This is a genomic window from Nonomuraea sp. NPDC051941, assembly GCF_044593615.1.
On sequence record NZ_JBIUCF010000060.1, the window covers coordinates 70,496 to 82,968 of the forward strand.

At 71.9% G+C, this 12,473-nt stretch carries 5 protein-coding genes; 1 reads left to right on the forward strand and 4 read right to left on the reverse strand.

What is annotated here, in order from left to right:
• Window positions 1-144: 144 nt before the first annotated feature.
• Window positions 145-2,244, reverse strand: a complete 2,100-nt coding sequence (locus ACIHFD_RS58115) for a S8 family serine peptidase (protein ID WP_397374248.1) — start codon at window positions 2,242-2,244, stop codon at window positions 145-147.
• 540 nt (window positions 2,245-2,784) lie between these two features.
• On the opposite strand from ACIHFD_RS58115, the gene ACIHFD_RS58120 reads away from it, so the two are divergent.
• On the forward strand, window positions 2,785-8,262 hold the full coding sequence (locus tag ACIHFD_RS58120) for a biotin carboxylase N-terminal domain-containing protein (RefSeq protein WP_397374249.1): 5,478 nt from the start codon (window positions 2,785-2,787) through the stop codon (window positions 8,260-8,262).
• A gap of 44 nt (window positions 8,263-8,306) precedes the next feature.
• Here ACIHFD_RS58120 and ACIHFD_RS58125 read toward each other — a convergent pair whose 3' ends face one another.
• The 3 genes from ACIHFD_RS58125 to ACIHFD_RS58135 form a co-directional block, all read right to left on the reverse strand.
• Window positions 8,307-8,693, reverse strand: a complete 387-nt coding sequence (locus tag ACIHFD_RS58125; RefSeq protein WP_350732953.1) for a VOC family protein — start codon at window positions 8,691-8,693, stop codon at window positions 8,307-8,309.
• Between the two features lie 56 nt (window positions 8,694-8,749).
• Window positions 8,750-9,082, reverse strand: coding sequence for a hypothetical protein (locus ACIHFD_RS58130; RefSeq protein ID WP_397374250.1), 333 nt, complete (start codon window positions 9,080-9,082; stop codon window positions 8,750-8,752).
• 89 nt (window positions 9,083-9,171) lie between these two features.
• On the reverse strand, window positions 9,172-12,327 hold the full coding sequence (locus ACIHFD_RS58135) for a S8 family serine peptidase (RefSeq protein WP_397374251.1): 3,156 nt from the start codon (window positions 12,325-12,327) through the stop codon (window positions 9,172-9,174).
• Window positions 12,328-12,473: the final 146 nt, after the last annotated feature.

The following is a 12,473-nucleotide window of genomic DNA, read 5'->3' on the forward strand; positions in this document are numbered from 1 at the left end:
ATCGGTTACATGATTGTGAATCGGTAGGCCGTGTGATTCAGGTCACATTCTTGATGGGTGCCCGTCGATCACCCGCGCTCGGCCTGCCTGTGAAAGCCGGGCTTCCCGCTCGGCCGTCACAGGCAGGCCCTGTGGATCAGCGGCTCAGAACTTGATCCACCAGCCGTCCAGGTAACCCGTGTCGCCCGCGGTGACGTCCTCGACGCGTAGCGTCCACGTCCCGTTCGCCGGTGAGGCGCTGCCGTCCACCGGATAGGTCTCCCAGATCACGTCGCCGTTGTCCTGGGGGCTTGGTACGCGGAGCTTGTACACCTTGCCGTTCGGGCTGATCAGGTCGATCTTCAGATCGCCCACCCAGGTGTGGTGGACCTCCGCGTAGACCGTCGCCTTCGAGGGCGCGTTGCCCGGGAGCCAGCCCGTCACCGTGATGGGCGAGGTGACGACGCCCTTGTCCGGGATGTTGTGGTCGTCCCAGTTCTCGAAGAAGGGGAAGTCCATCGACCAGCCGTCGATGAAGCCGGCGTCGGGGGAGTAGGCGTCCGTGGCACGGAGCTTCCAGGTGCCGTTCGGCGTGGTCACGGAACTGGTGTCCACGTCGTACGTCTCGTCGATGGAGTCGCTGCCGTCCGGGGACGGCTCCCGCAGCGGGAACACCTTCCGGTCCGGGCTGACCAGTTCGAGCTTCAGATCACCCACCCAGGGGTGCTGGACGGAGACCCAGACGTGCAGCTGGACCGGCCCCTTGTCGAGGATGCCGCTCACGTCGATCGGAGAGTCCACGCTGCCCCGATCGGGAATGGCGTGGTCGTCCAGGTTCACGAAGTACGGCGGCCAGACGCCCTTCGGATCGTCCGGCGGAGTGGGGGTGGGCGTGGGGGTGGGGTTCTGGGGGAGGGCGGCGCTGTCCAGCCGGAGCCGGGGAGTGGTGGCGCCGGTGTAGGTGATGGCCTTGCCCGTGGTCTTCATGGCCGATTCCAGCTCCGCGATGCTCGACTGGGGGAAGGCCTGGCGGAGCACGGCCAGCGCGCCGCTCACGTGGGGAGCGGCCATCGAGGTGCCGCTCAGCGGCGCCCACTTGCCCCCGGGCACGGAGGAGATGATCGAGGTCCCGGGGGCGAAGAGGTCCAGGAGAGGGCCGCGGTTGCTGAAAGTGGACACGGTGTCGTCGTCGGTGGTGCTGCCCACCGTGATGGCGGAGGACACGCAGGCCGGCGCGCTCACCGCGTCGCCGTACCCGTTGTTCCCGGCCGCCACCACCGTCGCCACCCCGGCCGCCAGGAGGCCGTCGATGGCCGGCTTGCGCGGATCGGTGTCACACGTCGCGGTGTACCGGCCGCCGCCCAGACTCAGGTTGGCGGCCACCAGCGGCGTACCGGCCTCCTTCAGCTCCAGGACCTTCTCCAGGCCCGCCACCTGGGCGCTGGTGAAGCTCAGCACGCACGGCGCGGCACCCGCGCCGCAGAAGTCCTCCGACGTGAACTTGCTGAACACCTGAATGGCGACCAGGTCGGCTCCGGGTGCGACACCGGCCGGTGGTGCTCCGGTCACGCCCTTGCCGTCGCCGGCGGCGATGCCGGCCACGTGCGTGCCGTGATCACAGTCGAGGGCGGGGTCCGCGCAGGGTCCCTGTTCGGTGTCGGCCGCCCCGGGCCCCTCCTGCTGGGCGGTGCCGTCGGGGCACAGGCTGGTGGCGCCGTAGTCGGCGTCGATGGGGGAGAAGCAGGCCTCGTCGAGCACCCGTCCGCCCAGGAAGGGGTGGCCGGTCGCGACGCCGGTGTCCAGGACGGCCACCGCGCTGCCCTCGCCGGTCAGGCCCGCGGCCCGGGTGCGATCGCCGCCGATCAACGGGACGCTCTCGGCCAGCACCGGCGGTACCGGCCGGTCCTCCGACACGCTCACGACGCCCGGCCGGGCGGCCAGCCGGTCCAGCGCCGCGGCGTCGACACGCAAGGTCACCATGGGGAACCGGGACAACGACTGCAGCACCTGACCGGCGCTCGCGGCGTCGGGCAGATCGGCCCGCGTTCTGGTGACGACGTTCACTCTGATCTTGCCGGCGGCGGCGGCCCGCGCGCGTAACCCCGGCTCCATCGACGGCGGCGCCGCCGCCGTGGTCCGTTCGTCCACCGGCGCGGCACGAGCCGGTACGCTCGCGACCGCCGTGGCCGCCAAGGCCATGATGACGACGAGCAACAGAGGGAGCGGCGTCGCCGCGGCGGCGACCGTGGACGTTAATCGGCGCAACCAGGCCTCCTCAATGGTGATTTGATCACCTGGACAGTAAGTGCTCGAAAAGCGCCCGGCAAGGGCCTGGACAGATGTTCTGTACGGTGCTCAAATCGCATACGGAGCTGCATCTTCGGTGCCTGCAGCGAGTACCGTTCCGCATCGTTGCTTCGCACTGTATGGCCAGGTCAGATGCCCAGAAAAAGGACTCTGGGGAAAAATTTGCCAGGCGTTCCACCTGCTTTTCCCAAGGAATTTATGGTGGCTTTATTGTGCTTCTATGGCGGTCGCCTCGATAATTGCCGCAACGAATTTCGGCTCATTCGGCGAGGCGTCTGCCCGTCCGGTTCCGAAGGCTTGTGAGGTGCTTCGGAGGGCGGCGGCGGGGCAGGAGGGGGCGGGGCACCTTTTGTGGGGTTTCCACAACGCAGCGGCTTCGCCATGAGCGATGCGGGCCATTGGTGTAGCGGGCGGCGATCGAGCAGGGTGTAGAAAGGTGCAGGCGGCGCTCCGGACTCGGGCGTCGCCTTTGTGCGTGAGTATGGGGAGGCTCAGCCGGTGTTCAGTCGTGTCGCCATCGTCAACCGTGGAGAGGCAGCGATGCGGCTCATCCACGCCGTCCGGGACCTCTGCGCGGAGACCGGGGCGCGGATCGAGACGGTGGCGCTCTACACCGACGCCGACCGCCACGCGACCTTCGTCCGTGAAGCGGATCTCGCCTATCCGCTGGGCCCCGCCTCCGCCCGCCCGTACCTCGACCACGCCGTCCTGGAGCGGGCACTGGTGGAGACCGGCGCCGACGCCGCGTGGGTCGGCTGGGGGTTCGTCGCCGAGGACCCGGCGTTCGCCGAGTTGTGCGAGAAGATCGGCGTCACCTTCGTCGGGCCGAGCGCGGAGGCGATGCGCAAGCTGGGCGACAAGATCGGCGCGAAGCTCATCGCCGAGAAGGTCGGCGTCCCCGTCGCGCCGTGGAGCCGCGGCGAGGTCGCCACCCTGGAGGACGCGCTGCGCGCCGGCGACGAGATCGGCTACCCGCTGATGCTCAAGGCGACCGCGGGCGGCGGCGGGCGTGGCATCCGCATGGTCGCCTCGAAGGAGGACCTGACCGACGCCTACGAGCGCACGAGCCAGGAGGCGCTGCGCGCGTTCGGCTCCGGCGTGGTCTTCCTGGAGCGGCTGGTCACCGGCGCCCGCCACGTCGAGGTCCAGGTCATCGCCGACGGGCAGGGCACCGCGTGGGCGCTGGGCGTGCGGGACTGCTCGGTGCAGCGGCGCAACCAGAAGATCATCGAGGAGTCCGCCTCGCCCGTGCTGGGGATCGAGCAGACGGCCGAGCTGAAGGCGTCGGCCGAGCGGCTCGCCGTGGCGGTCGACTACTGCGGCGCCTGCACCGTCGAGTTCCTCTACCACCCCGGCGAGAAGCTGTTCGCCTTCCTCGAGGTCAACACCCGGCTGCAGGTCGAGCACCCGATCACCGAGATCACCACCGGCACCGACCTGGTCCGGCTGCAGCTGCACGTGGCCGGCGGCGGAAAGCTCGAAGGCCCCCAGCCGGGCGAGGCCGGCCACGCCGTCGAGGCCCGGCTCAACGCCGAGGACCCCGACCGCGACTTCGCGCCCGCCCCGGGCCGCATCGCCCGCCTGGCCCTGCCCACCGGGCCCGGCATCCGCGTCGACACCGGCGTCAGCGAGGGCGACACCATCCCGGCCGACTTCGACTCGATGATCGCGAAGATCATCGCCTACGGCCGCGACCGCGAGCAGGCGCTGGGCCGGCTGCGCCGCGCGATGGCCGACACCACGGTGATCATCGAGGGCGGCGCCACCAACAAGAGCTTCGTGCTCGACCTGCTCGACCAGCCCGAGGTGATCGACGCGAGCGCCGACACGGGCTGGATCGACCGCGTACGCGCCAAGGGCCGCCTGATCAGCCACCGCCACTCCGCGATCGCCCTGGCCGCCGCCGCGATCGAGGCCTACCAGGACGAGGAGGAGGTCGGCCGCCGGCGGCTGCTGTCCACCGCGCACGGCGGCCGCCCGCAGGTGCAGCACGACTCGGGCCGCCCGCTGGACCTCAAGCTCCGTGGCGTCGGCTACCGGGTGAGCGTGGCCCGGGTCGGGCACCGGCGCTTCCGCGTCGGGATCTCCGGCGGCGGCGACGTGCACCCGGCGGACGTCGAGGTGGAGCGGTTCGATGAGCACAGCGGCCAGATCGTGGTCAACGGCCGCCGGTTCCGGGTGGTGTCGGCCACGCACGGGCCGATCCACCTGGTCGAGGTCGACGGCGTGACGCACCGGATCAGCCGCGACGAGGGCGGCGTCGTCCGCTCGCCCGCCCCGGCGCTGGTGGTCGCGACGCCGCTGTCGGCCGGCGACGAGGTCGAGGCGGGCGCGCCGATCCTGGTGCTGGAGAGCATGAAGATGGAGACGGTGCTGCGCGCGCCGTTCCGCGCCCGCGTCCGTGAGTGCCCGGTGTCGGTGGGCAGCCAGGTCGAGACCGGCGCGCCGCTGATGCGCCTGGAGCCCCTCGCCGACGAAGGCCCCGAAGAGGAGGCCGCGGGCACCGTCGAGATCGATCTGCCCGCCGTGCCGTCGGACGTGTCCGCGGCCGACCGGGTCGAGCGCGGCCTGCAGGACCTGCGCGGCCTGCTGCTCGGCTTCGACGGCGGCCCCGACGACCGCAAGCAGGTGCTGACCTCATACCTGGACGCCCGCGCCGAGCTGGGCAGGCAGCCGATCGAGGGCGAGCTCGACCTGCTCATTGTGTTCGCCGACCTGGCCGAGCTGAGCCGCAACAAGCCGGGCGGCGCGCTCGACGTCGAGCCGGGCAACCCCGTGCACAGCCCGCGCGAGTTCTTCCACAGCTACCTGCAGAGCCTCGACGTCGAGCGCGCCGGCGTCACCCAGAGCTTCCAGGCCAAGCTCACCAGGGTCCTCGCCCACTATGGCGTCCACGACCTCGACCGCACGCCTGAGCTGGAGGCGGCGGTCTTCCGGATCTTCCTGGCCCAGCAGCAGATGAGCGCCGGCGTCGCGATCGTGTCGGAGCTGCTGCGCCATTGGCTGGCCGGCGCGCCGCCGTTCGAGTCGCTCAACGAGCGCGCCGGGCTCGGCCTGGAGCACCTGGTAGAGGCCACGCAGGTGCGCTTCCCCACGGTGTCCGACCTGGCCCGCGGCGTGGTGTTCCGCTGGTTCGCCCAGCCGCTGCTGCGCCGCAACCGCGCCAAGGTCTACGCCGCCGTACGTGACGACCTGCGCTACCTGGACGCCGACCCCGACGCGCCGGACCGCGCCGAGCGGATCCAGGCCATGGTGGCCAGCTCCGAGCCGCTGGTCCGGCTGATCGGCCAGCGGATCGGCCGGCCCGGGCTGGACCACGCGCCGCTGCTGGAGGTGCTGACCCGCCGCTACTACGGCAACCGCGGGCTGTCCGAGGTCACCGCGCGCGAGGTGGCGGGCTGCCCGTTCGTCACCGCCGAGCGCACCGGCGCGGACGGCGTGACCCGCTTGGTCACCACCGCGGTCGACATCGCCGCCCTGCCCGCGGCCATCGGCGCCGTCGGCACGTTCGCCACCGGCAGCGCCACTGACGGCGGGCTGGTCGCCGACCTCTACGTCACCTGGGAGGACCAGCCGGACGCCGACGCCATGGCGGCGCGGATCGGGCAGCTCCTCGCCGAGCACTCGCGGCCCGCGGGCGTCAGCCGGGTCACCACCACCGTCGTCGGCACCAGCGGCGCCGTGATGCATCACCACTTCACCTTCCGCCCCGACGGCGCGGGCTTCGCCGAGGACCGGCTGATCCGCGGCCTGCACCCGCAGATCGCGGAGCGCCTGCAACTGCAGCGGCTGCGCGAGTTCGACCTCACCCGGCTGCCGTCGGCCGACGAGGAGGTCTACCTGTTCAAGGCCGTGGCGCGGAGCAACCCGGCCGACGAGCGGCTCATCGCGATGGGCCAGGTCCGCGACCTGACGCCGCTGCGCGAGGCCGACGGCAGGCTGATCGCGCTGCCCGCCGTGGAGGACGCGCTCACCGCGGGCCTCGACGCGATCCGCAACATCCAGGCGCAGCGCCCCCAGAACAAGCGCTTCGACACCAACCGGATCATGATGTACGTCTGGCCGTCGACCGAGCTGTCCACCGACGAGCTCAACATGCTGGTCCAGCGCATCCTGCCGACCACGGCGGGCGCGGGGCTGGAGGAGGTCCAGTTCGTGGCCCGCCAGCGCAACGCCGCCGGCGAGCTGGCCGAGGTCGCCGTGCGGATCACCCTCGACCCGGGCCACGGCGCGAGCCTCGACGTCGGCAAGCCGTCGACGGAGCCGGTCCAGCCGCTGGACGACTACCGCCAGAAGGTGCTGCGCGCGGCCCGGCGCGGAAACGTCTACCCGTACGAGCTGACCGGCCTGCTCGCCGGGCCGGAGGGCAGCTTCGCCGAGCACGACCTCGACGCCGGCGGCGTGCTCGTGCCGGTCGACCGGCCCAAGGGCAAGAACTCCGCGGCGATCGTGGCGGGCGTCGTCACGACGCCGACCGAGCGGCACCCCGAAGGCGTCACCCGAGTGGTCCTGCTCGGCGACCCGACGAAGGCGCTGGGCGCGCTGTCGGAGCCCGAGTGCTCGCGGGTGATCGCCGCCCTCGACCTCGCCGAACGGATGCGGGTCCCGCTGGAGTGGTACGCGCTGTCGGCCGGCGCGCGGATCTCGATGACCTCGGGCACCGAGAACATGGACTGGGTCGCGGCCGCGCTCAAGCGGATCGTCACGTTCACCCAGGACGGCGGCGAGATCAACATCGTGGTCGCCGGGATCACCGTCGGCGCCCAGCCGTACTGGAACGCCGAGGCGACGATGCTCATGCACACCAAGGGCATCCTGGTGATGACGCCGGACTCGGCGATGGTGCTCACCGGCAAGCAGTCACTCGACTTCTCCGGCGGCGTGTCGGCCGAGGACAACTTCGGCATCGGCGGTTACGACCGCGTCATGGGGCCGAACGGCCAGGCGCAATACTGGGCGCCCAACCTGCCGGCCGCCCGCGACGTGCTCATGGCGCACTACGACCACACCTACGTCGTGCCCGGCGAGACCGAGCCGCGGCGGGCCCACACCATCGACCCGGCCGACCGCGACATCACCGAGTTCCCGCACACGATCGACGGCAGCGACTTCGCCACCGTCGGCCAGATCTTCTCCGCCGAGCACAACCCCGACCGCAAGAAGCCGTTCGACATCCGCACCGTGATGCGTGCCGTGTCCGACCAGGACCACCCGGTGCTGGAGCGCTGGGCGGGCATGGCCGACGCGGAGACGTCCGCCGTGCAGGACGTGCACATCGGCGGCCGGCCGGTCTGCCTGATCGGCATCGAGTCGCGCTCGGTGCCGCGGCGCGGCTTCCCGCCCACCGACGGCCCCGACACCTACACCGCGGGCACGCTGTTCCCGCGGTCGTCGAAGAAGACCGCGCGGGCGATCAACTCCGCGTCCGGCAACCGGCCGCTGGTGGTGCTGGCCAACCTGTCCGGGTTCGACGGCTCGCCGGAGTCGATGCGCAAGCTCCAGCTGGAGTACGGCGCGGAGATCGGCCGGGCGATCGTCAACTTCGACGGGCCGATCGTGTTCTGCGTGATCTCCCGTTACCACGGCGGCGCGTTCGTGGTGTTCTCCAAGGCGCTCAACCCGAACATGACCGTGCTGGCGCTGGAAGGCTCGTTCGCCTCGGTGCTCGGCGGCGCCCCGGCCGCCGCCGTGGTGTTCTCCGGCGAGGTGAACAACCGCACCGCGACCGACCCGCGGGTGACCGAGCTGCAGACGCGGGTCTCGGCGGCCAGCGGCGCCGAGCGGGCGGCGCTCAACGCCCAGCTCGCCGAGGTGCAGTCCGCCGTCCGGGCGGAGAAGCTCGGCGAGGTCGCCGCAGAGTTCGACCGGGTGCACAGCATCCAGCGCGCGGTCGAGGTCGGCTCGGTGGACGCGATCATCAGCGCCGCCGAGCTGCGGCCGCGGATCATCGAGGCCATCGAGCGCGCGATGGCCTGACCTTCACCCGGCCCCGTCAGCGGGGGTCGCGGCGCCCGGCTCCGTCAGCGGGTGTCACGGCGCAGCGGATGATCGGACGGGACCTCGACCAGCACGATGCGGTGCCCGTCGGGGTCCTCGATCCACAGCTCGATGAGGCCCCACGGCTCCAGCCGCGCCTCACGGACCACCGTGACCCCCGCCTCCCGGAGCCGTCCCTCCTCCTGCGCCACATCGCGTACCTGCAGCCACAGCGACAGCCCGGAGACGGCGCCGTCGTCGGAGTGCCCGGAGATCTCCAGGAACCCCTGACCGAGGAAGAAGACCACGCCCGGGTGGTCGGCGGGGCCGAACTCGCGATAGACGGCCAGGCCGAGCGTCTCGCGGTAGAAGCCGAGGCTCCGGGCGAGATCCTTCGGACGCAGCAGCACTCGATTGCTCAGCACCTCCATGCCCGACCTGTTCCCCGTCGGACCGGCGGAAACGCGGCATCACGATGTGAGCGACATCACCCGCCAACCGTGACGCGGCCTCGCGACACGCATGGCGGGCGGGGCGGGGCTTCCGCCTGGACCGCATCCTCGCCGCCGAGCCGCGGGACGAGCCCTGCCCGGCCCGTACGGTGTCGTCCCTGGACCACAGCCTGGCCGAACGCGTCCGTCAGGCCGACACGCTGCGCTCCCTCAGCTGGGAGGGCCACCAGCAGCCTGGCGTCGGACGGGATCACGTACAGATGGCCCCCGCTCATCTGCCCGGTGAACGTCACCTCCCGGTCCTGGCCGGGTGTCACACGGTAGTTCCGTCCGGCGACCACGACCCGGTCGCCGGTGATCAGGGTCACGGCGTTGTCCGCGAGGCCGGCCGGCGGTGGAGCGGTCGATAACGTGTGACAGGGGACTTGGCCGGCCGAGGTCGGCCGGCCAAGTCTCGTCAGCCGATGGAGTAGGCGCGGCTGATCGTCTGGGTGACGCGGTCACCCGCGCTGTCCGTCGCCGTGGCGCGCAGCGAGACGAACCCCGGGGTGCGGGGGTTGGAGAGCAGCGCCGTCCAGCCGGTGCCGCCGGGGGTCACGCGGATCCGGCGCCAGGTCGCGCCGTCGTCGGCGGACATCTCCAGGGTGAGAGACCGCACCGCGGCCTTGGCGGCTCCGGGATTCCGTTCGACCCAGACGGGAACCCGGGTCACGGATCCCGGACGGGCGCGGTTGGAGTCGTCGAGGCCGGCCGGTGCGTAGCGTACCGCCATCAAGGGCAGGGGCGACGGTTTCGCGGTGCCGGCCGAGCGGAAGGTCCAGATGGTGTCCACCGCCGTGGTGAGGGCCGCGTGGGGCGCCTGCCTGCGTACCGACGCGGTCAGCGTGTAGGTGTCCGCGGCCTCCGGGAGCCGCGCCGACAGCAGGCATTTGCCGGGTTCCGCGGGCGCGCAGCCGGTCACGTCGGCTTTCGCGATCACCTCGCCGTTCCGGGCGAGGGTGAGCGCGCCGGTGGCCGCGGCGTCGGCGCCCCTCCGCCCGGCGGCGCCGTCGCTGAACAGCTGTGCGGCCGAGACGTTCAGCTCGTTTCCGGTACGTTCGCCGCCGCCGGCGGCGAACCCGGGTCCGGTGACCGCGGCGTTCCACACCTCGCGTACCGGTCCCCGATCCAGGCGGCCGCTGGTGCCGGTCAGCGTGGCGGTGCCGGTCCGGAGCTCGCTGTCCCAGACGAATCCCGGGGTCCGGTAGTTCGTCATGGCGCCGGGGAGATCGACGGCGGGCGACGGGACCGTGAAGGCCCAGTCCATACCGGGCATGCGGGGTCCGGTGGCCGCCACGCCCTGGCCCGGCACGCCCGAGGCGCGGTAGGTCTCGCTCACCTTCACCAGGTCGGCCGTCCGCGCGGTGTAGGCGGGGTCGTCCGGGATGCCGCCGACGCGGTAGTCGACCAGGTCGTACCGGTAAGGGCTGGGCGAGGTGTCCTTCTTGTGCCAGATGGTGTTGGTCATGTAGCGCAGCTCGGGCTGGCGTACGGGGAGCACGAAGAAACTCTGGCCGGGGTCTCCGACGGCTATCCAGCCGAAGTACCAGGTCCCGTTGGCCAGAGTGAGACCCTGGATCTGCTCCGGCACGGCGGTCGGATCGTCCACCGCGAACCGGATCTGCTTGGCCTGGCGCGCGTCCAGCACCACATTCTGATCATCGTCACCGATGGTCACCGGGACGTGCGCGGTCGTGGCGGCGGAGCCTTCGTACAGGTCCGCATAGAGGTTCCACCGGCCCTTGGGCAGGCGGACCTTGGCCACACCGTTCTCGATCCTGACGGACTGGAAGCTGCCGGTGTCGAGGTTGTAGAAATCGCCGAAGCCCGCGGCGGGCAGGCCGCTCCGGTTGATGCCGGTGACGGTCACGTCGGACGATTCCGGCTCCACGTACGCGCCGGCCAGGGTGCGGATGACGGTGTCGCCCGAGGTGGCGGTGACCACGCCGGTGTGCTCACCGACGCTCTTGCCCTCGGCGTCGATGGTGAGCGTGACCTGCGCCTCCCCTCCCGCTGGCACCTGCAGCCGGTCGGCCGGCAGCTTCAGCACGTCGCCCGTGACGGTGAGGTCCAGGGTGACGGGGGAGTCGCCGGAGTTGGCGTAGGTGAGGGTCCTGGTCGTCCGCCGGCCACCCGCGTCGTCCCAGCGGAAGGCGGCCCAGGCGGTGCCCGGCGCGGCGACGACCGGCTGTGCCAGCGCGCGGACCAGGTCCACCCGCCCGCCGCCCTGCTCGAAAGGCGTGGCGCCGGGGGTGGGGGCGGCGCTGCCGATCAGGGCGGCCTTGAGTCGTTCACCGGTCCAGCCGGGGTGCCTCTGGGCGAGGATCGCGGCGGCACCCGCCACGTGCGGCGCGGCCATCGAGGTGCCGTTGTGCGCGATGTAACCGCCGCCGACGGCCGCCGCCGTGATGCCGACACCGGGGGCGGTGATCTCCGGCTTGATCGCGTGGTCGCCCATCCGGGGACCGCGGCTGGAGAACCCGGCCAGCTGGTCCGTACGATCCACCGCGCCGACGGTCAGGGCCGCGTCGGCGCTGCCCGGGCTGCTCACCGTGGCCGGACCGCCGTTGTTGCCCGCGGACACGACGAACAACGCGCCGGTCCGCGCCGAGAGCGTGTTGACCGCCTGTTCGAGCGGATCGAGGTCCGGGGTGTCGCCCCCTCCGATGCTCATGTTGATGATCTTCGCTTTGACCTCGGTGGCCGCCCACTCCATGCCCGCCAGCAAGGCGGAGTCGGTGATGCCCTCGGCGTCGCCGACCTTGCCGACGGCGAGCCTGGCCCCCGGTGCCACGCCACGGTACTTCTCCCCGGCGCCCGCGATGATCGAGGCGACGTGCGTGCCGTGGCCGAACGTGTCGCGCGGGTCGGAGTCGCCGGTGAAGTTGCGCGCCTGCGTGACCACGTTCTTGAGGTCCGGGTGGTCGGGGTCATAGCCGCTGTCGAGCACGGCGACAGTGACGCCCTCTCCGGTGATCCCCTGCTTCCACGCCTCGGTGGCGCCGATCTGCTTGACGCTCTGGTCGAGGGTGAACGAGCGGCGCCCGTCCAGCCAGATCCTCGTCTTGCCCGCGGCCTGGGACCGGGACCGGCTGATCAGGTCCTTCCAGGACTCTCCCGCGCCCTTCTTGGGCAGCCGCAGGGCGGTCATCCCGAGCGCGGCGAGTCGCGCGGTCTGCTGCGCGGCCTTCAGCGGCGACGCCGGATCCGCGCCCGTCTGGGTGATGAGCGGGATGTCCGCTCTGTCCGCGTCGCCCAGCCGCCACCGCAGGAGCTGGGTGACGTCGAACAGGCGCCTGTCCAGAACGCCCGCGGCCACCAGCGGCATCGCGTCGGAAGGGATCACGTGGAGGTGTCCGTCGCGGTACTGCGTGAAGTACCTCACCTGCCGGCCCGGTCCGGGCTCCACCCGGTGGCCGCGGCCCGTCACGACGACGCGGTCGCCGGTCAGGAGGGTGACGCTGCCGGCCTCTTGCGCGGCGCTCGCGCTGTCACCGGGAACAGGCTGCTGAACGGCCGCCAGACCGACTGTGCCGGCCAGTGCCGCGGCCATCAGCCCACTGCCTAAGCTCATGTCCTACCTTTCAGTGGTCAAAGATGATCAATGCCCAGTCGTGGGGGGGGGGGGGGGGGGGGGGGGGGGGGGGGGGGGGGGCGGGGGGGGGGGGGGGGTCGGGCCCCGGGAGCGAGGCCGCCCGGGCGCGGGCGCGCCCCCGCGGG